Genomic DNA, 26,486 nt, shown 5'->3' on the forward strand with positions numbered 1-26,486 from the left:
TCAAGTCATCATGGCCCTTACGGCCTGGGCTACACACGTGCTACAATGGTCGGTACAGAGGGTTGCCAAGCCGCGAGGTGGAGCTAATCCCACAAAACCGATCGTAGTCCGGATCGCAGTCTGCAACTCGACTGCGTGAAGTCGGAATCGCTAGTAATCGCGAATCAGAATGTCGCGGTGAATACGTTCCCGGGCCTTGTACACACCGCCCGTCACACCATGGGAGTGGGTTGCACCAGAAGTAGCTAGTCTAACCTTCGGGAGGACGGTTACCACGGTGTGATTCATGACTGGGGTGAAGTCGTAACAAGGTAGCCGTAGGGGAACCTGCGGCTGGATCACCTCCTTAATCGACGACTCAGCTGCTCCATAAGTTCCCACACGAATTGCTTGATTCATTGAAGAAGACGATAGAAGCAGCTTTAAGCTCCAAGCTGATAGCTCCAAGCTAACAGTTACGCGCTCGAAATTGGGTCTGTAGCTCAGTTGGTTAGAGCGCACCCCTGATAAGGGTGAGGTCGGCAGTTCGAATCTGCCCAGACCCACCAATTTTGTTATGGGGCCATAGCTCAGCTGGGAGAGCGCCTGCCTTGCACGCAGGAGGTCAACGGTTCGATCCCGTTTGGCTCCACCATATAACTGCTTCTGAAAGTTTAGAAATGAGTATTCCGATGTGAATATTGATTTCTAGTCTTTTGATTAGATCGTTCTTTAAAAATTTGGGTATGTGATAGAAAGATAGACTGAACGTTACTTTCACTGGTAACGGATCAGGCTAAGGTAAAATTTGTGAGTTGCTCTTAGGAGCTCAATCGAATTTTCGGCGAATGTCGTCTTCATAGTATAACCAGATTGCTTGGGGTTATATGGTCAAGTGAAGAAGCGCATACGGTGGATGCCTTGGCAGTCAGAGGCGATGAAAGACGTGGTAGCCTGCGAAAAGCTTCGGGGAGTCGGCAAACAGACTTTGATCCGGAGATGTCTGAATGGGGGAACCCAGCCATCATAAGATGGTTATCTTGTACTGAATACATAGGTGCAAGAGGCGAACCAGGGGAACTGAAACATCTAAGTACCCTGAGGAAAAGAAATCAACCGAGATTCCCTTAGTAGTGGCGAGCGAACGGGGACTAGCCCTTAAGTGGCTTTGAGATTAGCGGAACGCTCTGGAAAGTGCGGCCATAGTGGGTGATAGCCCTGTACGCGAAAATCTCTTGGTCATGAAATCGAGTAGGACGGAGCACGAGAAACTTTGTCTGAATATGGGGGGACCATCCTCCAAGGCTAAATACTACTGACTGACCGATAGTGAACTAGTACCGTGAGGGAAAGGCGAAAAGAACCCCGGAGAGGGGAGTGAAATAGATCCTGAAACCGTATGCGTACAAGCAGTGGGAGCCCACTTTGTTGGGTGACTGCGTACCTTTTGTATAATGGGTCAGCGACTTATTTTCAGTGGCGAGCTTAACCGAATAGGGGAGGCGTAGCGAAAGCGAGTCTTAATAGGGCGTCTAGTCGCTGGGAATAGACCCGAAACCGGGCGATCTATCCATGGGCAGGTTGAAGGTTAGGTAACACTGACTGGAGGACCGAACCGACTACCGTTGAAAAGTTAGCGGATGACCTGTGGATCGGAGTGAAAGGCTAATCAAGCTCGGAGATAGCTGGTTCTCCTCGAAAGCTATTTAGGTAGCGCCTCATGTATCACTGTAGGGGGTAGAGCACTGTTTCGGCTAGGGGGTCATCCCGACTTACCAAACCGATGCAAACTCCGAATACCTACAAGTGCCGAGCATGGGAGACACACGGCGGGTGCTAACGTCCGTCGTGAAAAGGGAAACAACCCAGACCGTCAGCTAAGGTCCCAAAGTTATGGTTAAGTGGGAAACGATGTGGGAAGGCTTAGACAGCTAGGAGGTTGGCTTAGAAGCAGCCACCCTTTAAAGAAAGCGTAATAGCTCACTAGTCGAGTCGGCCTGCGCGGAAGATGTAACGGGGCTCAAACCATACACCGAAGCTACGGGTATCACTTAGGTGATGCGGTAGAGGAGCGTTCTGTAAGCCTGTGAAGGTGAGTTGAGAAGCTTGCTGGAGGTATCAGAAGTGCGAATGCTGACATGAGTAACGACAATGGGTGTGAAAAACACCCACGCCGAAAGACCAAGGTTTCCTGCGCAACGTTAATCGACGCAGGGTTAGTCGGTCCCTAAGGCGAGGCTGAAAAGCGTAGTCGATGGAAAACAGGTTAATATTCCTGTACTTCTGGTTATTGCGATGGAGGGACGGAGAAGGCTAGGCCAGCTTGGCGTTGGTTGTCCAAGTTTAAGGTGGTAGGCTGGAATCTTAGGTAAATCCGGGATTCTAAGGCCGAGAGCTGATGACGAGTGTTCTTTTAGAACACGAAGTGGTTGATGCCATGCTTCCAAGAAAAGCTTCTAAGCTTCAGGTAACCAGGAACCGTACCCCAAACCGACACAGGTGGTTGGGTAGAGAATACCAAGGCGCTTGAGAGAACTCGGGTGAAGGAACTAGGCAAAATGGCACCGTAACTTCGGGAGAAGGTGCGCCGGTGAGGGTGAAGGACTTGCTCCGTAAGCCCACGCCGGTCGAAGATACCAGGCCGCTGCGACTGTTTATTAAAAACACAGCACTCTGCAAACACGAAAGTGGACGTATAGGGTGTGACGCCTGCCCGGTGCCGGAAGGTTAATTGATGGGGTTAGCTAACGCGAAGCTCTTGATCGAAGCCCCGGTAAACGGCGGCCGTAACTATAACGGTCCTAAGGTAGCGAAATTCCTTGTCGGGTAAGTTCCGACCTGCACGAATGGCGTAACGATGGCGGCGCTGTCTCCACCCGAGACTCAGTGAAATTGAAATCGCTGTGAAGATGCAGTGTATCCGCGGCTAGACGGAAAGACCCCGTGAACCTTTACTATAGCTTTGCACTGGACTTTGAATTTGCTTGTGTAGGATAGGTGGGAGGCTTTGAAGCGTGGACGCCAGTTCGCGTGGAGCCAACCTTGAAATACCACCCTGGCAACTTTGAGGTTCTAACTCAGGTCCGTTATCCGGATCGAGGACAGTGTATGGTGGGTAGTTTGACTGGGGCGGTCTCCTCCTAAAGAGTAACGGAGGAGTACGAAGGTGCGCTCAGACCGGTCGGAAATCGGTCGTAGAGTATAAAGGCAAAAGCGCGCTTGACTGCGAGACAGACACGTCGAGCAGGTACGAAAGTAGGTCTTAGTGATCCGGTGGTTCTGTATGGAAGGGCCATCGCTCAACGGATAAAAGGTACTCCGGGGATAACAGGCTGATACCGCCCAAGAGTTCATATCGACGGCGGTGTTTGGCACCTCGATGTCGGCTCATCACATCCTGGGGCTGAAGCCGGTCCCAAGGGTATGGCTGTTCGCCATTTAAAGTGGTACGCGAGCTGGGTTTAGAACGTCGTGAGACAGTTCGGTCCCTATCTGCCGTGGACGTTTGAGATTTGAGAGGGGCTGCTCCTAGTACGAGAGGACCGGAGTGGACGAACCTCTGGTGTTCCGGTTGTCACGCCAGTGGCATTGCCGGGTAGCTATGTTCGGAAAAGATAACCGCTGAAAGCATCTAAGCGGGAAACTTGCCTCAAGATGAGATCTCACTGGGACCTTGAGTCCCCTGAAGGGCCGTCGAAGACTACGACGTTGATAGGTTGGGTGTGTAAGCGCTGTGAGGCGTTGAGCTAACCAATACTAATTGCCCGTGAGGCTTGACCATATAACACCCAAGCAATTTGCTGCTCCTAGTTGAAGAAACGAAAGAGGCCAGATTGCGGTGTGTGAAGACGAAACGAACCGAAAGTTCGAGATACTCACAAAACACCAAACTATCGCATACCCAATTTGCTGAAGCGAGGCCATCCGGTCACGACTCAGTACCCGAATTTCTTGACGACCATAGAGCGTTGGAACCACCTGATCCCATCCCGAACTCAGCAGTGAAACGATGCATCGCCGATGGTAGTGTGGGGTTTCCCCATGTGAGAGTAGGTCATCGTCAAGATTAAATTCCGAAACCCCAATTGCGAAAGCAGTTGGGGTTTTGTTTTTGTCCGCAGGAAATGAAATTACTGCCCCAACCGCTCCAGCGTGTGCTCCAGGGGATCCAGTGACACACAGATAAAACCATCAAGCGGTCGATTGAGTTCCTCTACCAGCAGGATGGTTGCCCCCGTCGACAAGGCACACATCAGCAATACGGCGACAATGGTGCCGTTGCAGGGTGCAAACAGACCGAATGAGCCGAAGATAATCCCCAGCCACGTCACCAGGATCACCAGCATCACCGGTGGAATCGATTGATTGGCCTGCAACAGGGTCAGCCAGCGGGCGGCAAACACGGTGTCCATGTCTTGCAATGCCGAGGCTTTCAGCGTGCGCTGATCATCGTTGCCAGGCGTCAGTGATTCGACCTGGCGTTGCAGGCCTTCGGAGCGACGGATCATTTCGGGGCTATCGAGTTCTGCAATCTGATGGTGGTCGCGGGTCGCGAGTACTCGGGTGACTTCGGCGTAGTTGTGCTTGAGTTCGGTGCGGATGCCCTGGGTGTCGGTGCCGTAGCGGGCCAGCAAGCGGTCGAATTGAACCACTTTCGCCGCAGCGCCCTCCAGTTCGGCATTGGCCGTATCGAATGTGCCTTTGGCAGAGGAAACGAGCAGGCCGAGAACCAGCGCCGACATCGTTGCGATGAGGCCGGTGGCCAGCTTCACCACCGCCACGGAGTCGTCGCTCAGATGATGGCTCGGTAATCGCTCCCTCACGTACGAGCCCAGCAGTGCGCTGGCGGACAGACAGGCGAAAACGATGAGGGCGATCACCACGTCATTCAAATTCAACCTCCGTTGACGCTGTCTTCCAGGGGAGATATCTACTGGTACTTGATCACGATGCCCTTGAGTTTGCGTCCTTCGATGGTCGTCACGTCGCGAGCCCACAGCGGCCCGCTGGCATAGGCACCCACCGCCTGAATGTGGTCATAGACCACCACCACAGCATCGCCACCGAGTTTGGCGGACTCTTCCCGCAGCTTCTGTTCGACTTCGGTAATCGGCGGGGCGGGGTCGATGCTGGCGTCGATCAACACTTCACCCAGGCGCACATGCGGACGCAGAGGCTCCGAGCGCAGCACGACTACATGGTCCGGCGATGTCGGTGCTGGATGTTCTACGCCGACATACGCGGTGGTCTGTGCGTCGACAGTGGCGCAGCCATTGAGGGTCAGCAGGCCGGTGATCAGTCCACCGGCCAGTAGCAAGCATTTGAAACGGGTGGGCCAGGACAGGTCGTGGGCCGGCATAGTGGGTTCGCTCCTCTGGTTCGCTGCTATCCATGTGGCTAGTTGACGGTAGCAGACGGGCCGGGAGTTGCCAGAACGCCCAACCTTTTCAGGTTGGGCTTTTTAGTGCCTTGAAGACGGTCAATCGACTGAGGTCTTTCACTGATCCTTTTCGCAATTGACCATCCACGACACACCAAAGCGGTCGACCAGCATGCCGAAGCGCGCCGCCCAGAACGTGGTCTCCAGTGGCATTTGCACAGAGCCACCGTTCGCCAGCGCATTGAAGACCCGCTCGGCCTCGGCAATGCTGTCGACGTTGAGTGAAATCGAACAGGCACTCATTTTATCCACGGGGCGATCCGGTGTGGTGTCCGACCCCATGATCGCCTGATCGCCCACGATCAGACGGGTATGGATGATCAGGTTGTGCAGATCCTTGGGGAAATGTTCACCAGCCGGCGTTTCGCCGAAGGTCAACATGGCTTCGATCTGACCTTGCAGGCACTGCGCGTAGAACGTGAAGGCCGCTTTGCAGTCGCCGTTGAAGATAAGGTAGGGATTGATTTTCATGGTCGGCTCCAGGTGTTCGAGTGCATACATCGGTTTGGACGCCGGTTTTTTCGGCGAATTCCGATTGTGTCGAGCCGACAAGCAAAGCGCTAAATCTTTGTCGAAGCTTGTGTTTCTTTAGATGTTTTTTCAATAGGACGCGCGAGGCTTATCGCCTCCGGCACGCGCCGTGGCGCCAGCACACGTTCGATGGCACCGCTGACCATGCTCTCGAGCAGCTCATCACGTTCCTGCTCGTCCAGCACATGTGGCGTCAGCCAGCTGGGAGCGCTGTTGAGCAGGGCGCCAATGGCATGCCCGGCCGCCAGCTGACCTTGCTCGCTGAAACGCGACTTCGCGCCCAGCATCCTCAGCAACGTGCGTTCGTATTGCTCGCGCAATTGCCGGACCCGAGCCTGCTGCTCTTCGTTCAGGCAACCGCTGTCGCGCTCCACCAGGCGGAAATGCCAAGGCATCTCCCGATACAGGTTCAGATGGGCGCGGATCAGGCTGTTGAGCTTGTCGCGCTTGCCCGGGGCTTTTTGCTGGATACGTCCCAGGGTAGCCAACAGTTCCTCGTAGAATTCCTCGATCAGGTCGAGCAGCAGATGCTGTTTGCTGGGGTAATGGTGATACAGCGAGCCCGGGGAGAGCCCCAGGCACGTCGCGAGCTCGCGCATGCCGACCTGGCCGAACCCCTTGCAGGCAAACAGCTCCAGGACCTTGTCCCGGTACTCGGCAAAGCGCGAGCAACGCTCAGGCATAGGCATGGAAGCCGCGCCCCGTTTTGCGTCCCAGGTAACCGGCGGCGACCATTTCCTTGAGCAGTGGCGCCGGGCGATATTTGCTGTCGTTGAAACCGTCATAGAAGGCTTCGAGGATCGACAACAGGGTGTCCAGGCCGATCAGGTCCGCCAGGGCCAATGGGCCGATAGGCTGGTTGCAGCCCAGGCGCATGCCGGCGTCGATGTCTTCGGCGCTGGCCAGGCCTTCCTGGAACACCAGGATCGCTTCGTTGATCATCGGCACCAGGATCCGGTTGACCACGAATCCCGGACGGTTACCCGCCGTAATCGCGGTTTTGCCTAGAGTGGTCGCCATGTCCAGCGCCAGTTGGTGGGTCACGTCACTGGTTTGCAGGCCACGGATGACTTCGATCAGGCCCATCACCGGCACCGGGTTGAAGAAATGCAGGCCGATGAAGCGCTCAGGCTGGCTGACACTGGCGGCGAGTTGGGTGATCGACAGCGACGAGGTATTGGAGGCAATGACGCATTCGTTGCTGACCTGCGCGGCGATCTGTTGCAGCACACGCAGTTTCAGGTCCAGATTTTCAGTGGCCGCTTCGATGACCAGTTGCGCGTCACCCAGGACGCTGTAATCGGTGCTGATGCGAATTTTGTCGAGGGTGGCCTGTTTCTGCTCCACCGTCAGGGTTTGCCTGGCGATCTGCCGGTCCAGGTTTTTACCGACCGTTGCGACGGCTTTTTGCAAAGCGCTTTCGGATATGTCCAGCAAGGTCACGTTGAAACCGGCCATGGCGCAGACTTGCGCGATACCGTTGCCCATGGTGCCCGCACCGATCACTCCGATGTTTTGCAGATTCATCTTCCCATCCTTCGATCAAACCCTGCGATACCTTGGCCGCGACGGCGGCCGAAGGCGTACTATTGCCGCGAGTCTAGAGCCGGCAGGGCGGTTGTCCTATGCCAAAACTGTTCAACGGCACTGATGTTTTTTGCCATTCGGGTGATGAGAGAGAAGCGAACCAATGCGGGAAAAGGACTCGGTTGCCGCCTATTTCGTGCAGGCAATGATCCATGGGCTGAGGGATGATCCGCAGCGCGTGACGGCCGTGCTCGAACAGGCGGGCATTGATCCGGCGGTCATGCACCAACCCACGGCGCGGGTGCCGGCCAACGCGTTTGCGGCGTTGTGGCTGATCCAGATCCGCGAGCTCGACGATGAGTTTTTCGGGCTCGACTCCCATGGCATGCCGCCGGGCAGTTTCGCCCTGATTTGCCGTGCCCTGATTCAGGAGCCCGATCTGCACAAGGCCATGCGTCAATGCCTGGCCAACTTCGGCTTGTTCCTGCGAGACTTTCGCGGCTCGCTCGCGGTGCGTGGCAAGCGTGCGGTGATCAGCCTTGAAACCCGCTCGACGGACAACGACGCCAGCCGGTTTGGTGAAGAAACCTTCCTGGTGTTGATGATCAGTCTGCTGTGCTGGCTGGGCGGGCGGCGCATTCCCATTGATCGTGCGGACTTCCGCCATTCGCGCCTGTCGCTGGGTGACGACCGCCTGCTTTGGGGCCCCAACCTGACCTTTGGTGCCGAGCGCACCGAAATCGAATTTGCCAGTCACTACTTGCGCCTGCCAGTGGCTCAAGACCTGGCGTCGCTGAAAGTGTTCCTGCGTACAGCGCCACAATGGCTGGTGATCCGCTTCCGTAACCAGCACGGACTGGCATCCCAGGTCCATCAGCGCTTGCGCGGCAGTCATTACAGCGAGTGGCCGACGTTGCAGGCCTTTGCCCTGGAACAGCACCTGAGCCCCAGCACCTTCCGCCGCAAACTGGAGCGTGAAGGCTGTTCCTATCAGGAAATCAAGGACGAAGTACGCCGAGGCGTGGCCTTTGAACAACTGCGTCAGAGCGATGCGAGCATCAGCGATATCGCCGAGCAACTGGGGTTCCAGGAACCCAGCGCCTTCCATCGGGCGTTCAAGAAGTGGACCGGGGAAAGCCCCGGGCGCTATCGCGCCCGTTATCAGGGGGAGCAGGGCGCAGGGGCCGCCATCCTTCAGGAACCCTGCGAGCCCTGAGCCATTGTCGGTCCGGTAGCAGGACTTCAGGGCCACCGGGTTCGGTGATTTCGATCAGGGTCATGGTCTGCGGGAGTGTCATTTCATTTACCTGCATTGAGCGTCAAGGATTCGGTCGAGCGACTGAGCAGTCGGCTGCCCAGTTCCAGCAACAGCGCTACAACGATGGCGCCGGCGGCAATCACGAACATCAAGGCATGATGGCCGCCACTGGCGTTGAACAGCACCGAGTAAGCGAACCCCGAGAGCGCCTGGAAAGTAGCGAACGACACGGTGGCGCGACTCCAGGCAACCTGTTGCTGATGATGCCCGGGGATCAGTTCATGCACCCGCGCCAACGCCAGCGGCACGATGCCTGGGGGGAAGGAGCCGAGGATCACCGCCAGTAAAGCCAGCGCCACGAACGAACTGCTGATCGATAAAAGGCCGACTGCCAGCGCCTGCAGCACCAGCACGATGCGGATACCGGTTTTCGCGCCCAGATGGTCTGCCAGAAAGCCGTAGCTCACCGGCCCGATAATCGCGCCCAGGCCGTACATCACCCAGATCAGCGCGCCGACATGTGCCCCGGCATTGAGCCCACGGGCGACGTAATCCACCAGGAACACCATGGCCGGCACCAACCCGGCCGCCATGAATGCGTATTGGGCGAACAGCAGGTAAACGTTCGGGTCGGTGGGGGACGACGGTGCATTCGACGGCGTTGCGGTAGTCGGGTGCGCAGTTGTCGGCCAGCCAAACCAACTGGCAGCCGTGAGGATCAAGGCCAGCAGGCCCAGGCCGAACCAGGTTTGCTGCAAGCCGAGGCTCAGCAGTGGCGGTACGATCGTCCCCGACCCGGCGATGCCCAGGCCGATACCCAGGAATATCGCGCCGCTGGCCAGGCCTTTGCGGGCCGCCGGGACCCGGGGCAATACGGTGGCCGCCACCAACACCATGATCGCGCCACCGGCAATCCCCGACAGCAGGCGCCAGCCGAAGAACCAACTCACCGACAACGGAAAGCCACAGGCGAAAAACGCCAGGGTCACCGCCAGCATCATCAGGCGCAGGGCGGTCTTGTTCGAGGTCCGGCGTGCCAGGGGATGGCCGATCAGTGCGCCGATCAGGTACCCCACCAGATTGGCGGCGCCGAGGTACACCACGTCACTGGCGGAAAACCAGTGGGCCTGGATCAGCGAGGGAATCAGTGGCGTGTAGGCGAAGCGCGCCAGGCCGATGCTGACCAGGCTGGCGCAGAGGCCGGCGAAGATCGGCAGCCAGATCGCGCCGGGCGCCGGGGTAAGGGGAGGCGATGAACTGTGCATGTGCATTGTCCTGTAGGGTCACTCTGGCCTTCAGCATATCGAGGTTTTACGAAGCATTAATGCAGCGATTACGCGCTATGCTGATGCGTAATTGCATCGTCAGGAGAACGTGATGAATTGGGATGACGCCCGGGTATTTCTCGCGGTTTGCCGCGAATCCACGTTGCGTGGTGCGGCGCGGGTGTTGGGGGTCGACCAGGCCACGGTCGGCCGGCGCATCACGGCGCTGGAAAAGTCATTGAGTGCGACCTTGTTCCTGCGCACATCCGAAGGTTATGCGCTGACGGCTGTCGGCGAAGCGGCACTCAAGGCCGTGGAGAAAATGGAGCATTCGGCGCTGGAGCTGGAGCGCCAGATCCAGGGCCTGGACGATCGCTTGACCGGCACGGTTCGGGTCAGTACCACCGACTCCCTGGCGATTGATTTCCTGATCCCGGCGATTGCCCGTTTGCATCGGCAACACCCGGATGTACGGGTGCAACTGGACGCCACCACGCAGATTCTCAGCCTGGCAAAACGCGAAGCGGACATCGCCGTACGCAACACCCGGCCGGAAAACCCTGACCTGATTGCCCGGCGTATCGCCCGTTGGCCGGTAGGGCTGTTTGCCTCGCAAGCCTATGTCGACGCCCACGGCGTGCCGGAGCCGGGCTCGGCGTTCGCCGGGCATGACCTGGTGGTGTATCAGCCGTACTTGCAGGGCAACAAGGACCTGACGCTGGTCTCGGAACCGGTGGCGCGCGGGCGGATTGTCGCGAGCCTCAGTTCCAGCCTGCTGGTGCGTCGGTCGATTGCGGCGGGGATCGGAGTCGGAGAGATTCCGGTGTACATCGGGGAGAAGGAGGGGTTGGTCAGGTTGTGGCCGGAACGCTCGCGTCCGATGCCCTATGACATCTGGCTGGTGACCCACGCGGACCTGCGGCATACGGCCAGGGTCCGGGCGGTGATCGATGAGATTGTCGCGGGGTTCGCCGGGACCGGCGAGTAATTCCAGGTGGCACAAATCCTGTGGGAGCGAGCAGGCTCGCTCCCACAAAGGTGTTATGGCATTTGCGGCAGTTCCTGTGGGCGCAGGTCGAACACCAGCACTTCAGCATCCACGCCGTTGCTCAAGGTCAGCATCTGTTCATCACGAACCCGCACACCGTCGCCTTCCTGCAACAGCACACCGTTGAGTTCGACGCTGCCCCGGGCCACGTGCACATACGCGTAGCGGTTGGCGGCGAGCTCCAGGGTGGCGCTTTCCTTGCCGTCGATCAGGCCGGCATACACCCGTGCATCCTGACGCACCTTGAGCGAACCCTTGGCACCGTCCGGCGAGATGATCAGTTGCAGGCGTCCGCGTTTCTTCTGGGTGCTGAAATGCTCTTGCTGATAACGCGGTTTGGCGCCGCTGACGTCGGGCACGATCCAGATCTGCAGAAAGTGCACCGCCCGGGTGCTCGAGTGGTTGAACTCACTGTGAGCCACGCCGCTGCCTGCGCTCATCAGTTGCACGTCGCCGGGGCGGATCACCGAACCGGTGCCCAGGGTGTCCTTGTGTTCCAGGGCACCTTCAAGCACATAGGAGAAAATCTCCATGTCGCGGTGCGGGTGCTGGCCGAAGCCTTTGCCGGCGGCCACACGGTCGTCGTTGATCACCAACAGGTCGGAAAAGCCCTGCTCTTTCGGGTTGCGATAGCTGGCGAAGGAAAAGGTATGGAACGACTTCAACCAGCCGTGATTGGCCAGGCCACGATCCGAGGCTTTGCGAAGAGTCAGCATGATGAAATCTCCTGTGGGGACGTGAATTCGTCCGAGTGAGGAGAAGGTTAATGGTTACTGGCTGGTGCAATAAGTAGATGAAAATTGAAATACTGTCTCGAACAGGTTGACAGTTTATGAGGGCGAATCAGCTATTCTTTTCCAACCTTTACGTTGTACTTAGCCATAATGCATGGCAAGAATCCTGTGGGAGCGGCGGTGCGACGATTCGACTTGCTCGCGAAGGCGTCGTGTCAGGCTAAATGATGGTGAATGACACACTGCCTTCGCGAGCAAGCCCGCTCCCACAAGGATTGGTGTGCCGACCCTATTGATCCCAGTGAATTCCAATCCATGAAAACCGTGGCAATGGTGCTGTTTCCCGACTTTCTCCTGCTCGACATGGCCGGACCCATGGAAGTGTTTTCCATCGCCAATCGATACCTGAAACCCGACGATCACTACGTGCTGTCGACCATCGGCACCGAGCCCGGCGCATTGCGGGCGTCCAATGGCGTGAGCGTGCACGCCGACCGGCACATCGACCAGGCCTGCGAGGGTTTTGATTTGCTGTTGGTGCCCGGTGGTCCCGGTGCCTACAACGAAAGGCATCCGCCATTGCTCGACTGGCTCCGGCACAACGTCAGCCGGTCCGCCGCTTTTGGCTCGATCTGCACCGGGGCGTTCGTGTTGGGGCATGCGGGTTTGCTCGACGGCTATCGCGTCACCACGCACTGGCACTACACCGAGCGGCTGATCAAGGGCTTTCCGAAAGCGACCGTCGAGACCGATCAGATCTTCGTCCAGGACCGCAACCTGATCACGTCCGGTGGCGTCACCGCGGGGATCGACCTGGCCTTGTCGGTGGTAGCCCAGGACCACGGCAAGAAAGTCGCCCAGGACGTGGCCAAGGTGTTGCTGGTGGTCATGAAACGCCAGGGTGGGCAGGCGCAGTTCAGCCCGTTGATGGCGGCGGTGGCCCCTCATGAAACGGCGATTACCCGAGTGCAGAACCATGTGCTCGAACATCTGGATGAGACCTACAGCATCGAACGCATGGCCGGTCTGGCCAACATGAGCCCGCGTCATTTCGCCAGGGTGTTCGCCCGGGAAGTGAACATGACGCCGATGGAGTTTCTGCAAAGCGCACGCATCGACTGCGCCAGGAACCTGTTGGAAACCAGCGAGTTGCCGCTCAAGACCGTGGCCTTCAAAAGCGGCTTCGGCAGCGTGCGGCACATGCGTTTTCTGTTCAGTGAGAAACTCGGCCTGACCCCGACCCAATACCGCGAGCAGTTCAGCTAGCGCGCGTGTCCGTCATGCGCACCGCAATGGCCGTGACGCTCCCCCCGTGGCAGTTGTACCGTCACCGAGGCCTGCCAAGATACCGCTGAACTCATTGCAAGGACGGTGCGGAGCCTGGGCTGGAAACCAGGATTGCCGCGGGTGACAGCCCATGAACAGCCTCAGAGATTTGAACAGCGAAGCGGTGCTGCAATTCGGACCCTACGCTTTCCACCTCAGTCAGCGACTGGTGCTGCAGGGCGATCGACCGCTGCGCCTGGGCGGCCGCGCCCTTGACGTGTTGCAGGTGCTGGTCGAGCACGCAGGCTCGGTGGTCAGCAAGCAAGAGTTGATTGCGCAGGTCTGGCCGTGCTCCGTGGTCGAAGAGATCAACCTGCGTGTGCACATTGCCGCCCTGCGCCGCGCCTTGGGCGACGGGCAGAACGGCCAGTGCTACATCGTCAATATTCCCCAGCGCGGCTACAGTTTTGTCGCCTCGGTACAGCATTCGCCGCAGCCCGTAGCGTTCCCGAGCGAGACCTTGAAAAAGCCCCTGCACAACTTGCCGGCGCGGCTCACGCCGATCACCGGGCGCGATGCGGTTGTCGGCAGCCTCGTGCGGCAGTTGCCGGTGCGCCGATTCATGACCCTGGCCGGGCCTTGCGGGATCGGCAAGACCACCGTGGCGCTGCGCGTGGCCGAACTGTTGTTGGAGCACTATCGGCACGGTGTGTGGCTGGTCGACCTGGCGGCGATCGAAGACCCGGCGCACGTGACCGATCACCTCACACAAACCCTTGGGCTGGAAGTCGGTACCACGCTGGAGGCGCTGGCGCAGCGGCATGCCTTGTTGGTCCTGGACAACTGCGAACACCTGCTCGAACGCTGCCGGACGTTGATCGAGACGCTGCTGGCTGCGCTGCCGCGACTGTCGATCCTCGCCACCAGCCGCGAGCCGCTCAAGGCAGCGGGCGAAACCGTCATGCGTCTGCCACCGCTGGCGGTGCCGCCGGCGTCCGCGCTGCGCAGTGTTGCCGAGGTCATGGGCTATTCGGCGGTGCAGTTGCTCGTCAGCCGTGCCCGAACTCGTCAGCAAGGGTTCACCCTGCGTGAGCAAGACCTCAAGACCGTACGGGAAATCTGCCGACGCCTCGATGGCCTGCCGCTGGCGATTGAGTTGGCGGCGGCGCAAATCGATGCGCTGGCGCTGGTGGGGTTGCAAGCGCAACTCGATAACTGTTTTCAGTTGCTGTCCCAGGGTCGCCGCACGGCCGTGCCCCGGCACCAGACGCTCAAGGCTGCGCTGGACTGGAGCTACGAACGGTTGACTGCCGTAGAGCAAACCGTGCTGCAGCGACTGGCGGTGTTCAAGATGGCTTTTACCCAGGATGCCGCGATAGGGGTGATCAGCTGCGACGCGTTGCCGGTCGTCGAACTGATCGAGGTGCTGGACAACCTCACACTCAAATCACTGCTGTCCCAGGAGCAGGGCGGTGGTGTGACCCGTTACCGATTCCTCAACACCACCCGCACCTACGCCCTGGAAAAACTCGAACACAGTGGTGAGTTGCGCGCCCTTGAAACGCGTTATGCCGGTTACGTCAGTCAAACGAGCCGGCCTTCAGGCGGGCAGGTGGCATTGCAACTCGTCGAGTAGCCGGCGAACGGACATCAAGTCGGGCGTGGCGAACCCTTCGGTGTAGCGCTGGTAGATCGGGGCCAGCAGGTCATACGCCCTTTGGCTGTGTCCCTGACGCTGCCACAGTTGCGCCAGCGAGGTGGCGCTACGCAGCTCCCAGGCCAGGGCACCCTGGGTCTTTGCCACGTTGAGTGCCTTGAGCAGCACGGTTTCTGCCGTCGCGGCTTTGACCGGGCAATCCGTTGCCAGCAACGTGCTGGCCCAGGCCCGCAGAATCTCCGCCGTGCTCCAGTCCGAAACACCGCTTTGCGCACGTTCGAGCAGATCATGGTCGACACAGGTTGAATCCAGCGTGACCATGATGTCCTTGATCAAACCGACGCTTTGTCGACCGATGGGCTGCACCTCGGTGCCGCCGATCACCCGCGCGTAGTGTTGCGCCCAGTCATGGAACAGCAGCACCGAGTGTTTCTGCGCCTGTTGCAGCAGCAGGCGCAGGAGTTCGCGGGCGCTGCGGGTGTCGCCGTTGTAGTGGGCGATCAGGCAGCCGGCGAGCGCCAGGGTGTAGCAGATCGACGTGCCGTGGTTGATCTGCAGCGCGATGTCCAGTGCCTGCCGGGCTGCGCGCCAGGCCTGTTCCGGTTGGCCTTGCAGCCAGAGGATGCGTGCGTGGATGGTCAGCGCCGCGACGCTCTGGTCGTATTGCACGCCGAAGCCATGGGTGAAACGGTTGAGATGACCGCTCTGGGCCATGCGTTGCAGCACCTGTTCGGCATGCTCGCCGGCTTGTTGCTGATCGCCGCAGAAGTGCAGGGCGAGCACCCGCAAACGATGCATGCTCAGGGACATCAGGGCGTCGTCATGCAGCCCCAGCCGATCGAATTGCCGGCTCTGTTCCAGGGCCATCTGGTATTGGCCGCAACTGAGATTGACCGTCAGGTGTCCGGAAATCGCCCGCAACTGACCGGCCACATCATTGAGTCGGCTGGCCAGGACTCTGGCACTGACAAACGCGCCAATGGTTTCGGCGCTGGCGCCTTGAGCGTGATAACAGGCACTGCCCAGGGCCAGCTTGAGAGCCATCTGCAAGCGCGGGCAAGGTTGGGCAGACTGTTCGAGCAGGGCCAGCGCCTTGCGCACATAACCGCCGTGTTCCTTGAGCAGTGACAGCTCCTGCCACAGGGGCGTGGACGCCGCGGCCAGGCGTATCGCCAGTGCCTGCGGCCCTTGCGCGTGCAAACCCCAATCGAGGGCCGCGCGGATGTCCTCCAGGGCCCGACCATAGCGTTCGAGCCACAGGCCGGTCGGGGTTTTCTCCCAGTCGTCCTGCGCCTGTTGCATCAGCGCCAGGCAACGTTCGGCATGCCGCTCCCGAGTGCCGGGCAGGTCGGTGGTTTGCCCGAGTTGTTCCAGGGCATAGCTGCGGGTGGTGTCGAGCTGGCGGTAGAAGACATCCTCGTCGCCCACCTCGACGTTCAACAGGGACTTGGCGACCAGTTGGGTGATCGAGCCGAACACTTCGCGGGGTTCGATGTGTTCGCCGACAATCACCGCCGCTGCCGACTCCAGGGTGAAGCTGCCGCGAAACACACTGAGTCGGCGCAGGCAGGTCTTTTCGCAGGCGCTGAGCAGCTCGAAGCTCCAGTCCAGTGTCGCGCGCAGAGTCTGATGGCGTGCCAGGGGCGTCTGGCAGGGCTGGGTCAACACCCGAAAGCTGCTTTGCAGTTGCGCCAGCAAGCCGGGCAATCCGAAGTTGCCCACCTGCGCCGCCGCCAGTTCGATGGCCAGTGGAATGCCATCCAGTCGGTGGCAGATCTCGATCAACAGCGGCAGCTCATCGTCCGTCAGTTCAAAGCTGTCATGGCTGGCCATGGCCCGCTCGACAAACAGTTGCAGGGCGGAAAAGGTCATGGCCTGGGCGCGGTCGAGGACGGCGATGGGCGGCGGGCAGTCGAGTGATTCCAGGCGCTGGACGAATTCCCCTTCGGCCCGCAGGCTCTCGCGGCTGGTGGCGAGAATATGCACGTGCGGCGCACTGCGCAGAATGTTTTCGCAGAGCTGGGCGATGGCGTCGACCAGGTGTTCGCAGTTGTCGATGACCAACAGCATTCGCCTGTCGCGCAGACAGTCGGCAAGACCGCCCAGGGGCTGGTCGTCGTGCAGGGCCAGTTCGAGCAATGTCGCCAGGTGGCCGTCGATCATCAGCGGGCAGTTGATCGGGGCCAGGTCCAGCAGGCGAATGCCGTCCGGGTAACGACCGATCATTTGCTCGGCGACTCGCAAGGCCACGGTGGTCTTGCCGATGCCGCCGGGGCCGACGAGGGTGATGAAGCGCTGGCGTGGCAGTTGCACCACCAGATTGTCGACCAGCGTCCGCCGGCCGATCATGCGCGTGCGACGCACCGGCAGGTTATGCCGGCCCGGCGTGGGGGCGGTGGGCGCCGACAGTTGCTCGGCCTGGTCCAGTGAGTGCGGTGCGACGAAGCTGTACCCGCGCTGGGCCACGGTGACGATGTAGCGCTGGCCGGCCTGACCGTCGCCGAGCGCCTTGCGCAACGCGGCCATGTGCACCCGCAGGTTGATGTCTTCGACCACGCTGTTGGGCCAGACCCGAGCGATCAGTTGCTGCTTGCTGACCACGTTGCCGGCGTGCTCAAGCAGGATCAACAGGATGTCCATGGCGCGTCGGCCCAGGCGTAAAGGCTGGTCGGCCTCCATCACCAGGCGTTGGTCGGGGTAGACCCGGTAGGGACCGAAATGCACAGCCTGTTCGGGGGAAAGGGTCAACGAGTCGCTCCTGCTGCATCCGTCTAGTACGCGGTTTTCGAGCATATTCCTCAGGTTTGTTACAGAGCGCAATGCGCCGCCCGGGTGACTGAAGGGGCAGGCATTGACTCTAGCGTATCGGCCAGTGGCTGTCGGTCCCGAAAACATTGGGTGCGACAGATGGGCAGGACGTGCCGGGGCTTTTTGCGCGCCAAGGAAAATTAACAACGTTTAACTCGTCCTGCGTCCGCTCTGCGTCCAAAACTCTCCTTCTTCAACTTCCACTGAAGGCAGGGATGAAATGTCAGTCAGCCGCGAGCCGCTCCCACTAAGGACACAGCAATGAGCAACGTGGTGGTGGTCTATCACAGTGGCTACGGGCACACCCGGGTCATGGCCGAAGCCGTTGCCGCGGGCGTGGAGCGGCACCTGGGCAGCACCTGCCAGTTGATCCCGGTCGAAGAAGTGGACGGGCACTGGGCGCGGCTGCACAGCGCCGACGCCATCATCTTCGGCGCGCCGACCTACATGGGCAGCGCCTCGGCGGCCTTCAAGGCGTTCATGGAGGCCACGGCGGCGTTCTACCTGACCCAGCCCTGGCGCGACAAACTCGCGGCGGGCTTCACCAATTCCGGCAGCCTGTGCGGCGACAAGCTCAACACCTTGCTGCAAATGGCGGTGTTCGCCGCCCAGCACTCGATGATCTGGGTCGGCCTCGACCTGCTGCCGGCACGCTCCAGCACCGGCGCGTTCAACGGCCAACTCAATCGCCTGGGCAGCTCGCTGGGCGCCATGGCCCAGTCGAATGTCGAGCAATCCCCCGACGATGCCCCTCCACCCGAGGATCGCTGCACCGCCGCGCACCTGGGCGAGCGTGTGGCGCGCCTGGCGGATCGCATGAACCCGCTACCGGTTTGATTCACCCCCCAACGTTAAGGAAGCATCACCCATGAGCACCTTCACTACCCGCGACGGCGTCGAGATCTACTACAAGGACTGGGGCACCGGTCAGCCGATTGTCTTTAGTCACGGCTGGCCGCTCAACGCCGACAGCTGGGAATCGCAGATGATCTTCCTGGCCTCCAAGGGCTTCCGGGTCATCGCCCACGACCGTCGTGGTCATGGGCGCTCCAGCCAGCCGTGGTCGGGCAATGACATGGACCATTACGCCGACGACCTGGCGCAGTTGATCGAGCTGCTGGACCTGCAAAACGCCGTGCTGTTCGGCTTCTCCACCGGCGGTGGCGAGGTGGCGCGTTACATCGGTCGCCATGGCACCGGCCGCGTGGCCAAGGCCGGGCTGATTTCCGCGGTACCGCCGCAGATGCTCAAGACCGAAGCCAACCCCGGCGGCCTGCCGCTGGAAGTGTTCGACGGCATTCGCCAGGCCTCGCTGGCCGACCGCTCGCAGCTGTACATCGACCTCGCCAGCGGCCCGTTCTTCGGCTTCAACAAACCCGACGCGAAACCGTCCCAGGGCATGATCGACTGGTTCTGGATGCAAGGCATGATGGCTGGCCACAAGAACGCCTATGACTGCATCAAGGCGTTCTCGGAAACCGACTTCACCGAAGATTTGAAGAAGTTCGACGTGCCGACCCTGGTGGTGCATGGCGACGCGGATCAGGTTGTGCCGTACGAAGCGGCGGGCGTCTCCTCCGCCAGGCTGGTGAAGGGCTCGACCCTGAAGATTTACCCGGGCGCCCCTCACGGTTTGACGGACACCCACAAGGACCAGCTCAATGCTGACCTGTTGGCGTTCTTGAAAGGTTAAAAAGCACAGATCAAGAGATCGCAGGCTTCGCCAGCGCCTACACGCCAGCGTGTATACCCGTAGGAGCTGCCGAAGGCTGCGATCTTTTGCTTTTAAGGCCATGCACCACCTGACAGCGCCAGGAAAACGGATTGATGCCTTCGCTGCGGGTGAAGATGTGGCAGAAGTGCGCCTGATCGCAGAAACCGCATTCGAGACTGATCTGCGTGAGGCTCAGGCCGGTGTATTGGATCAATTGCTTGGCCAGGGCAATGCGCTGCTGACGAATCCAGTCCTGTGGCGAGAGGCCTGTGCTGCACTTGAACGCGCGCGAGAAGTGACTGCGCGACAGGGCGCAAGCCTGTGCCAGTTCAGTGACTTCCAGGCTGTCGCCCAGACGCTCGAGGATCAGTTGTTTAACCAGTTTTTCGCGTTGTGGGCTGAGGCCGCCGGTGTGGGGCTTGCGCGGTTCGCTGGCAGGTGCGCGGGCGGTGGTGTGCTGTGGGTAAGCCATGGCCATTGTCCGGTCGGGGAGGAAAAGCGCTGGCGCCCGGTTCGAGCGATCAGCACCGTTACTCTGGAAAAAAACAGTTCTGCGCTGAGGGCTTCATTGTTGGAGGCGGCCGATGCGGCTGACGAGTTAAACGTTGTTAATTCCATGCCCGAGGGTGTGAACACAGCACATCGTTGCAAGTGCGGGCAGCGGCGATTGGCACAAGATGCGCACAATGGAGCGGGCTATAACGGACCGCCGCTTGGCCTGGAAAGGTAATCAGATGAAACGGACATTGCAGGGAACGCTCGGCGCCATCGGCCTGGCGCTGATATCTGCCGGCGCACAGGCCCAGGCGCCCGCGCAGGTGGGCACGCAAGTACCCGGATACTTCCGCCTGGCGCTGGGGGATTACGAAGTGACGGCGCTGTTCGACGGCTACAACGATCTGTCGCCCAAGCTGTTGCAGGGCATGAGCCAGGACCGGATCCGCGCACTGCTGGCCCGTCGTTCGATTGAAACCCCGGGGGTACAGACCGCCTTCAACGCCTTTCTGGTCAACACCGGTAAACAGCTGATCCTGATCGACACTGGGGCAGGGCAGTGCATCGGCCCTACCGCCGGCCAGTTGCCGGCCAACCTGCAAGCGGCCGGCTACAAACCGGAGCAAGTGGACGCCATCCTGATCACCCACCTGCACCTTGATCATGTCTGCGGCCTGGTGGACGGCCAACAGCAACCGCTGTTCGCCAACGCCACGGTGTATGCCGCCAAGGCCGAGGCCGACTACTGGCTCGATCCGCAGGCATTGGCCAAGGCACCGGAAGCGGCCAAGGGCTACTTCAAAATCGCCCAGGATTCCACCGCGCCTTACGTGGCCGCCGGCCGTTTCAAGACCTTCACCCCCGGCCAGTCACCGCTACCGGGCGTGGTCGAGGCGCAACTGGAAGCCGGGCACACGCCGGGCAGCACCACGTACCGTTTCACGTCTCAAGGGCAAAGCATTCTGTTCATGGGCGACCTGGTGCACAACCTCGCCGTGCAGTTCCTGCATCCTGAGGTATCGATCGGTTTCGACGTCGACAGCCAGCATGCGATCAAAAGCCGCAACCAGGTGTTCAGTGCCGCTGCCGCCAGCAAGACCTGGGTGACGGCGGCGCACCTGCCATTTCCCGGTATCGGTCATATCACCGCCGAAGGCAAGCATTTCCAGTGGGTGCCGGTGGAGTACGGGCCGTACAAACGAGCGGCAAACGTACCGTTGATCGAGTAAAGTCGACAGCTCTCGCGCCTGGCCGAACATACAAGGAACCCGAGTCTATGAACCGTAACGATCTGCGTCGCGTCGACATGAACCTGCTGGTGATTTTCGAGGCCCTGATGTTCGAAAAGAACCTGACCCGCGTCGCGGAAAAACTGTTCATGGGGCAGCCGGCGGTGAGCGCCGCGCTGGGGCGTTTGCGCGACCTGTTCGACGACCCGTTGCTGCTGCGCAACGGTCGTGGCATGGAGCCGACGGCGCGGGCGCTGGCGATTCTCAAGGAGTTGCAACCGGCGATGGACACCATTTCCGGTGCGGTCAGCCGGGCCAAGGAGTTCGATCCGGCGACCAGTTGCGATGTGTTTCGCATTGGGCTGTCGGACGATGCCGAGTTCGGTTTGTTTCCGCCGTTGCTGCGTCAGTTGCAGGAGGAAGCGCCGGGCATCGTCGTGGTCGTGCGGCGGGCCAATTACCTGTTGATGCCGACGCTGCTGGCGTCGGGGGAAATCTCGGTGGGCGTGAGTTACACCACGGATCTGCCGGCCAATGCCAAGCGCAAGAAGCTGCGCGATATTCCCTGCAAGGTGCTGCGCGGTGACACCCGTCCCGGGACGCTGACCCTGGATGAGTACTGCGAGCGGCCCCATGCGATGGTGTCGTTCTCGGGGGATTTGAGCGGCAATATCGACCTGGATCTGGCGAAGGTCGGGCGCAGTCGTCGTGTGGTGCTGGGGGTGCCGCAGTTCAGTGGGTTGCGGGCGTTGCTTGCCGGGACCGAGATGATTGCCACTGTGCCGGATTATGCGGCGTGTGCTTTGGTCGAGGGGTGTGGGTTGCGGGCTGAGGATCCGCCGTTCGAGATTGAGGCGGCGCAGTTGTCGATGGCCTGGAGCGGGGTGCATGACAATGATCCGGCGGAGCGGTGGTTGCGGTCGCGGATTGGTCAGTTCATGTCTTTGGCTTTGGATATTCCCTAGTTGTTGACCTTGGCGGCCTCTGGGCCGACCAGGTTCTTGGGTGATTGAGTACATATCCGTTTCTGCGGTCACGGCCACTTATGGTTCCGCTCTTACAGCGGGTCACTTTGGCAAACGCCCCAAAGTAACCAAAGGTCTCGCCCCTTACGTACGGCCCCTCGCTAAGGCTCGGGGTTCCTTCGCTCCGGCATTCATCCGGGGGCATTGCCCTCCGGTCGGCTTCGCTTCGACCTACATGCAATGAGTTCGACTGCGTCGAACGGCGCTGCGCGCCCATCCCCGGATAAACACCTGCGCTCAGCTTTCCGAGGGGGCGGGTGGATCAAGATCAAAAGCTGCAGGCGAGCTAACGCTCGGCCTGATGAGTGGTGAGAAGCGGCGCGGTGTGGACTGCTCTGCCTTTGCTCTTCTGTGGGAGCGACGGTGCGGCGATCCGACTTGCTCGCGATGACGGCCTGCCAGCCGACCAATCTCTCACAGATGTACTCAGTACCTGTGGGAGCGGGCTTGCCCGCGAAGACGGACTGCCAGCCAACCAATCTCTCGCAGATACACACAACTCAAACTGTGGGAGCGGGCTTGCTCGCGAAGGCGGCCTGACAGCCAACCAATCCCTCACAGATGTTGCCGATCCAATTGTAGGAGCGAGCCTGCTCGCGATAGCGGTGTATCAGTCAACACCAGTGCCGTATGTGATGCCGCCTTCGCGAACAGGCTCGCTCCCACAGGGAATGTGCCGCGTTCTGACAGCCCTGTTTAAAAGCCGTCAGCCTCTATTCCTGAAAGCCACACCGCCTTGCGTCGTTGCCTACAACTACGCCAGAATCCGCCGGCTTGTGAGTCTTGTACCCGGTCTTTATCGTTTCCCGGTCGCTGCAAATTCAGCGACCGGGTTTAGCGACCCGACCAGGTATAAGCGCAACAAGGCTCCAGTCTGCAATTTTCGACATGGTGGCTGTGCGCGGGAGACCTTCGGGTCTGCCGGGTCTTATACCTCCCGGTTCGCTAACCTGCGTACAGCTGCCACCCTTACTTGTTTAGCGACGGGTTTTGGTGGTTTCACCAGGTATAAAGGAGCTCCGCCATGTGCAAACCAACCCCCAATCCCCCGCAATCCGACGACGTTTCCCCCTACGACTCGCTCGACTCCAGAAAGCTCCACGAAGCCGCCGACCGCGCACTGGATCACTACCTCAACCCCGCAAAAGATCCGGCTCCATCGCACAAACCCAGCACGATGTTTGTCATCGCCCCCGACATCAACACCGAAACGCTATTGGCCCACGCCTGCGAATCCCTGGCCTCGGCCAGCATCATGGCCAGTGACCTTGCGGGATTTCTGCAAAGCCCTCATCGCAACGCGCTGCTGGGGATTGCGCAAATCATCATGTTGGGCGAACTGGCGGTGAACCGGGCGCTGGATAATCTCGACCCGCAGGAATAACCCGGTAGAAGCAACAACAAATAAACCTGTGGGAGCGAGCTTGCTCGCGATTGCGGTGGGTCAGTCAACATCCATGCTGAATGTGATGCCGCCATCGCGAGCAAGCTCGCTCCCACAGGGTTCTATGTCGTTTGGTCGATCTCGGTCTTCCCGCAAACAGAGCACGTACATTCAATTTTTCCTCCCCCCGTCCCGGCACTATCAAGTCCTGTCCCGGCGTATCGATGCCGGTGGTTTTTTATTTGTGCGGGTAGGCCATGGACGCTTCGCGACGCGATGATCGGGCGCAAGACTGGGGGCTGCTGTTCCTGCGGGTCAGCGGCGGGTTGTTCCTGTTGTGGGTACACGGTTTGCCCAAGCTGTTTCACTACAGTGCCGAGTTGCAGAACATCGAAGACCCTTTCCATCTGGGCGCGAACCTGACGCTGCTGCTGGCGATTTTCGCCGAGGTCGTGTGCCCGCTGCTCATCGTTGCCGGGTTGCTGGCGCGTCTGGCGTGTTTGCCTATTCTGTTTTTGCTGTGTGTGTCGATGTTGGTCGTGCATCCGCAGTGGACGCTCTTCGAAGGCCAGTTCGGCTGGCTGCTGCTGATTGTCTTCACCAGTATTTTCATCGCCGGGCCGGGACGGCTGGCGCTCAATGTCCGTTTCGTCGGAGCCTTGCGTTATGTCTGATCTCAATCGCCGTGAGCCGGCCAGTCCCGGACCTGATGAGGTGGTGACCCTGATCGTCAAGCACCGGGTCAAGGCCGGTTTCGAAGTGCCTTATGAAGCCTGGCTGCGCAATATCGTCAAGGTGGCCGCGCAGAACGTCGGGCATCTGGGGGTGGACGTGGTGCGCGGCAAGAATGCCGGCCTCGATACCTACACCTGCGTGCTGCGCTTTTGCTCGACCGAGGCAATGCAGAACTGGCTCGATTCACCGCAACGCCAGGAACTGGTCAACGAAGCCGCGCCGATGCTGGCCGATGGCGACCAGACCGAGGTCAATCCGGTCAACGAGTTCTGGTTCTCGCCCCAGGCCGAGGCCGGTACGCCACCGCCGCGCTGGAAGCAGGCCGTGGTAACGCTGCTGGTGATCCTGCCGCACACCCTGCTGGTACCGTTGCTCTGGGGGCCGCTGCTACGGCTCAACGCCTTGCTCTCCAACTACGTGGTGGCCACGTTCCTGATCACCCTGACCATCGTGCTGTCGGTGGTTTACCTCTTCATGCCCATGGCGACGCGTCTGTTCGCGCCCTGGCTGTCTCCCGCTACTTTGCACGAGGAACCGTGATGAACGCCGATCTGATTCTGTTCAATGGTCAATTCCATACCGTTGACCGTGAGAAACCGCTCGCCAGCGCCGTGGCGATCAGCGACGGGCGTTTTGTCGCGGTCGGCAGCGATGCCCAAGCCATGGCACTGCGTGGTTCGGGCACACAAGTGATCGACCTCAAGGGCCGCTGCGTGATCCCCGGGCTCAACGACTCGCACTTGCACCTGATCCGTGGCGGCTTGAACTACAACCTGGAACTGCGCTGGGAAGGTGTGCCGTCCCTGGCCGATGCCTTGCGCATGCTCAAGGAGCAGGCCGACCGTACGCCGACGCCGCAATGGGTGCGGGTGGTCGGTGGCTGGAACGAATTCCAGTTCGCCGAGAAGCGCATGCCGACCTTGGCGGAGCTCAATCAGGCGGCACCGGATACGCCGGTGTTTGTGCTGCACCTGTACGACCGCGCCTTGCTCAACCGTGCCGCGTTGCGCGTCGCCGGTTATACCCGCGACACACCGAACCCGCCGGGGGGCGAGATCGTGCGTGACGCCAACGGCGAGCCGACCGGCATGCTGGTGGCGCGGCCCAACGCGATGATTCTGTACTCGACCCTGGCCAAGGGGCCGAAGTTGCCGCTGGAGTATCAGGTCAACTCGACCCGCCAGTTCATGCGCGAGCTCAATCGCCTGGGCCTGACCAGCGCCATCGATGCCGGCGGCGGTTTCCAGAATTACCCGGATGATTACCAGGTGATCGAGCAGTTGGCGAAGGACGAGCAACTGACCGTGCGCATCGCCTACAACCTGTTCACCCAGAAGCCCAAGGAAGAGTTGACCGATTTCAAGAACTGGACCGGCAGCGTGAAGCTGCACCAGGGCGACGATTTCCTGCGGCACAACGGCGCCGGGGAAATGCTGGTGTTCTCGGCGGCGGACTTCGAAGACTTCCTCGAACCGCGCCCGGACCTGCCGCAAACCATGGAAGCCGAGCTGGAGCCGGTGGTGCGCCACCTCGTCGAGCAACGCTGGCCGTTCCGTTTGCACGCCACCTACAACGAATCCATCAGCCGCATGCTCGATGTGTTCGAGAAGGTCAATCGCGACATTCCGTTCAATGGCTTGCCGTGGTTTTTCGACCACGCCGAAACCATCACCCCGCAGAACATCGAGCGGGTGAGGGCGCTGGGCGGTGGCATCGCGATCCAGGATCGCATGGCGTTCCAGGGTGAATATTTCGTCGAGCGTTACGGCGCGAAAGCGGCCGAAGCCACGCCGCCGATCAAACGCATGCTGGCCGAAGGTGTGCCGGTCGGCGCCGGTACCGACGCGACGCGGGTGTCGAGCTACAACCCGTGGACCTCGCTGTACTGGATGGTCAGCGGTCGCACCGTCGGCGGTATGGAGTTGCACGCCGAAGGCCTTTCACGCCTGACGGCGCTGGAACTGTTCACCCACGGCAGCGCCTGGTTCTCGTCGGAGCAAGGCAAGAAGGGCCAGATCAAGGTCGGGCAACTGGCCGATGTCGCCGCCCTCAGCGCGGATTTTTTCAGCGTCGATGAAGAGGCGATCAAGTGGATCGAGTCGGTGTTGACCGTGGTCGGCGGCAAGGTGGTCTACGGTGCCGGTGACTTCGAGAAACTCGGGCCGGCCAGCGTGCCGGTACTGCCGGACTGGTCGCCGGTGGTGAAGGTGCCCGGTCACTGGCGCCCGACGTCGCCGATGCAGGCCCAGGTTCACCATTGCAGCGGCCCGTGCGCGGTGCATTCCCACAGTCATGAACGGGCGCGCCTGTCGAACGCGCCGGTCAGCGATTTTGCCGGTTTCTGGGGTGCCTTTGGCTGCTCGTGTTTTGCCTTCTGACTCTTTTAAAAAA

General features: G+C 60.3%; 21 protein-coding genes, 2 tRNA genes and 3 rRNA genes (1 of these 26 running past the window's edge). 17 read left to right on the forward strand and 9 right to left on the reverse strand.

Features of this window, described 5'->3' with window-relative positions; genetic code table 11:
* From ACMDB8_RS09790 to rrf, 5 genes are all read left to right on the forward strand, one after another.
* Nucleotides 1-349, forward strand: a 16S ribosomal RNA gene (locus ACMDB8_RS09790); it begins 1,188 nt to the left of the window's first position.
* A 122-nt stretch (nucleotides 350-471) separates the two neighbouring features.
* Nucleotides 472-548: transfer RNA gene (locus ACMDB8_RS09795), tRNA-Ile, on the forward strand.
* Between the two features lie 10 nt (nucleotides 549-558).
* Nucleotides 559-634 (forward strand) — tRNA-Ala (locus ACMDB8_RS09800).
* Nucleotides 635-868: 234 nt separating this feature from the next.
* A 23S ribosomal RNA gene (locus ACMDB8_RS09805) occupies nucleotides 869-3,760 on the forward strand.
* A 169-nt stretch (nucleotides 3,761-3,929) separates the two neighbouring features.
* A 5S ribosomal RNA gene (gene rrf, locus ACMDB8_RS09810) occupies nucleotides 3,930-4,045 on the forward strand.
* Together the 16S, 23S and 5S rRNA genes with 2 tRNA genes alongside form the textbook arrangement of a ribosomal RNA operon.
* Nucleotides 4,046-4,109: 64 nt before the next feature.
* Here rrf and ACMDB8_RS09815 read toward each other — a convergent pair.
* The 5 genes from ACMDB8_RS09815 to ACMDB8_RS09835 all read right to left on the reverse strand — a co-directional run bounded on the left by ACMDB8_RS09815 (nucleotide 4,110) and on the right by ACMDB8_RS09835 (nucleotide 7,477).
* Nucleotides 4,110-4,862 (reverse strand): hypothetical protein, encoded by a 753-nt coding sequence (locus ACMDB8_RS09815; RefSeq protein ID WP_223542235.1) that lies wholly within the window; start codon nucleotides 4,860-4,862, stop codon nucleotides 4,110-4,112.
* A 47-nt stretch (nucleotides 4,863-4,909) separates the two neighbouring features.
* Nucleotides 4,910-5,338: a hypothetical protein gene (locus tag ACMDB8_RS09820; RefSeq protein ID WP_056723439.1), complete on the reverse strand. Its 429-nt coding sequence runs from the start codon at nucleotides 5,336-5,338 to the stop codon at nucleotides 4,910-4,912.
* Between the two features lie 138 nt (nucleotides 5,339-5,476).
* On the reverse strand, nucleotides 5,477-5,890 hold the full coding sequence (locus ACMDB8_RS09825) for a VOC family protein (RefSeq protein WP_056723442.1): 414 nt from the start codon (nucleotides 5,888-5,890) through the stop codon (nucleotides 5,477-5,479).
* A gap of 89 nt (nucleotides 5,891-5,979) precedes the next feature.
* On the reverse strand, nucleotides 5,980-6,639 hold the full coding sequence (locus ACMDB8_RS09830) for a TetR/AcrR family transcriptional regulator (RefSeq protein WP_056723444.1): 660 nt from the start codon (nucleotides 6,637-6,639) through the stop codon (nucleotides 5,980-5,982).
* On the reverse strand, nucleotides 6,626-7,477 hold the full coding sequence (locus ACMDB8_RS09835) for a 3-hydroxybutyryl-CoA dehydrogenase (RefSeq protein WP_056723446.1): 852 nt from the start codon (nucleotides 7,475-7,477) through the stop codon (nucleotides 6,626-6,628). The genes ACMDB8_RS09830 and ACMDB8_RS09835 overlap by 14 nt, the downstream gene beginning before the upstream one ends.
* 163 nt (nucleotides 7,478-7,640) lie before the next feature.
* Here ACMDB8_RS09835 and ACMDB8_RS09840 point away from each other — a divergent pair, with 163 nt between their 5' ends.
* On the forward strand, nucleotides 7,641-8,693 hold the full coding sequence (locus ACMDB8_RS09840; RefSeq protein ID WP_056723448.1) for an AraC family transcriptional regulator: 1,053 nt from the start codon (nucleotides 7,641-7,643) through the stop codon (nucleotides 8,691-8,693).
* Between the two features lie 83 nt (nucleotides 8,694-8,776).
* Here ACMDB8_RS09840 and ACMDB8_RS09845 read toward each other — a convergent pair whose 3' ends face one another.
* Nucleotides 8,777-10,000, reverse strand: a complete 1,224-nt coding sequence (locus ACMDB8_RS09845) for a YbfB/YjiJ family MFS transporter (protein WP_409079460.1) — start codon at nucleotides 9,998-10,000, stop codon at nucleotides 8,777-8,779.
* 112 nt (nucleotides 10,001-10,112) lie between these two features.
* On the opposite strand from ACMDB8_RS09845, the gene ACMDB8_RS09850 reads away from it, so the two are divergent.
* Nucleotides 10,113-10,988: a LysR family transcriptional regulator gene (locus tag ACMDB8_RS09850; RefSeq protein ID WP_056723452.1), complete on the forward strand. Its 876-nt coding sequence runs from the start codon at nucleotides 10,113-10,115 to the stop codon at nucleotides 10,986-10,988.
* Between the two features lie 53 nt (nucleotides 10,989-11,041).
* On the opposite strand, the gene ACMDB8_RS09855 is transcribed toward ACMDB8_RS09850, so the two are convergent.
* Complete coding sequence (locus tag ACMDB8_RS09855) at nucleotides 11,042-11,764, reverse strand: pirin family protein (RefSeq protein WP_409079459.1); 723 nt, start codon at nucleotides 11,762-11,764, stop codon at nucleotides 11,042-11,044.
* A 333-nt stretch (nucleotides 11,765-12,097) separates the two neighbouring features.
* On the opposite strand from ACMDB8_RS09855, the gene ACMDB8_RS09860 reads away from it, so the two are divergent.
* Both ACMDB8_RS09860 and ACMDB8_RS09865 read left to right on the forward strand, forming a co-directional pair.
* A complete protein-coding gene (locus ACMDB8_RS09860) occupies nucleotides 12,098-13,048 on the forward strand; it encodes a GlxA family transcriptional regulator (protein ID WP_056723455.1) in 951 nt (316 codons plus the stop codon).
* A gap of 151 nt (nucleotides 13,049-13,199) precedes the next feature.
* Nucleotides 13,200-14,684: an ATP-binding protein gene (locus tag ACMDB8_RS09865; protein WP_056723457.1), complete on the forward strand. Its 1,485-nt coding sequence runs from the start codon at nucleotides 13,200-13,202 to the stop codon at nucleotides 14,682-14,684.
* Here ACMDB8_RS09865 and ACMDB8_RS09870 read toward each other — a convergent pair.
* Nucleotides 14,649-17,453, reverse strand: coding sequence for an ATP-binding protein (locus tag ACMDB8_RS09870; protein ID WP_409079458.1), 2,805 nt, complete (start codon nucleotides 17,451-17,453; stop codon nucleotides 14,649-14,651). The two genes, ACMDB8_RS09865 and ACMDB8_RS09870, sit on opposite strands and share 36 nt — an antisense overlap.
* A gap of 321 nt (nucleotides 17,454-17,774) precedes the next feature.
* Here ACMDB8_RS09870 and ACMDB8_RS09875 point away from each other — a divergent pair, with 321 nt between their 5' ends.
* Nucleotides 17,775-18,350, forward strand: a complete 576-nt coding sequence (locus tag ACMDB8_RS09875; RefSeq protein WP_056723461.1) for a flavodoxin family protein — start codon at nucleotides 17,775-17,777, stop codon at nucleotides 18,348-18,350.
* A gap of 31 nt (nucleotides 18,351-18,381) precedes the next feature.
* Nucleotides 18,382-19,206, forward strand: a complete 825-nt coding sequence (locus tag ACMDB8_RS09880) for an alpha/beta fold hydrolase (RefSeq protein ID WP_046043440.1) — start codon at nucleotides 18,382-18,384, stop codon at nucleotides 19,204-19,206.
* A 37-nt stretch (nucleotides 19,207-19,243) separates the two neighbouring features.
* Here the strand turns inward: ACMDB8_RS09880 and ACMDB8_RS09885 are convergent, their stop codons facing one another.
* Nucleotides 19,244-19,699, reverse strand: coding sequence for a helix-turn-helix domain-containing protein (locus ACMDB8_RS09885; protein WP_056723463.1), 456 nt, complete (start codon nucleotides 19,697-19,699; stop codon nucleotides 19,244-19,246).
* Nucleotides 19,700-19,961: 262 nt separating this feature from the next.
* Here ACMDB8_RS09885 and ACMDB8_RS09890 point away from each other — a divergent pair, with 262 nt between their 5' ends.
* From ACMDB8_RS09890 to ACMDB8_RS09915, 6 genes are all read left to right on the forward strand, one after another.
* Nucleotides 19,962-20,951 (forward strand): MBL fold metallo-hydrolase, encoded by a 990-nt coding sequence (locus ACMDB8_RS09890; RefSeq protein WP_056723464.1) that lies wholly within the window; start codon nucleotides 19,962-19,964, stop codon nucleotides 20,949-20,951.
* A gap of 47 nt (nucleotides 20,952-20,998) precedes the next feature.
* On the forward strand, nucleotides 20,999-21,916 hold the full coding sequence (locus tag ACMDB8_RS09895; protein WP_056723466.1) for a LysR family transcriptional regulator: 918 nt from the start codon (nucleotides 20,999-21,001) through the stop codon (nucleotides 21,914-21,916).
* A 1,084-nt stretch (nucleotides 21,917-23,000) separates the two neighbouring features.
* Nucleotides 23,001-23,360 carry a DUF6124 family protein gene (locus tag ACMDB8_RS09900; RefSeq protein ID WP_056723467.1) on the forward strand — a complete coding sequence of 120 codons (360 nt, stop codon included), beginning with the start codon at nucleotides 23,001-23,003 and terminating at the stop codon, nucleotides 23,358-23,360.
* Between the two features lie 257 nt (nucleotides 23,361-23,617).
* Complete coding sequence (locus ACMDB8_RS09905; protein WP_056723469.1) at nucleotides 23,618-24,034, forward strand: DoxX family protein; 417 nt, start codon at nucleotides 23,618-23,620, stop codon at nucleotides 24,032-24,034.
* Nucleotides 24,027-24,635 carry an antibiotic biosynthesis monooxygenase gene (locus ACMDB8_RS09910; protein WP_223542233.1) on the forward strand — a complete coding sequence of 203 codons (609 nt, stop codon included), beginning with the start codon at nucleotides 24,027-24,029 and terminating at the stop codon, nucleotides 24,633-24,635. Before ACMDB8_RS09905 ends, ACMDB8_RS09910 begins: the two co-directional genes overlap by 8 nt.
* Nucleotides 24,635-26,473: an amidohydrolase gene (locus ACMDB8_RS09915; protein ID WP_056723474.1), complete on the forward strand. Its 1,839-nt coding sequence runs from the start codon at nucleotides 24,635-24,637 to the stop codon at nucleotides 26,471-26,473. The genes ACMDB8_RS09910 and ACMDB8_RS09915 overlap by 1 nt, the downstream gene beginning before the upstream one ends.
* The last annotated feature ends 13 nt before the right edge of the window (nucleotides 26,474-26,486 follow it).

The sequence above is a fragment of the Pseudomonas monachiensis genome (assembly GCF_047345015.1).
Lineage (GTDB): Bacteria > Pseudomonadota > Gammaproteobacteria > Pseudomonadales > Pseudomonadaceae > Aquipseudomonas > Aquipseudomonas monachiensis.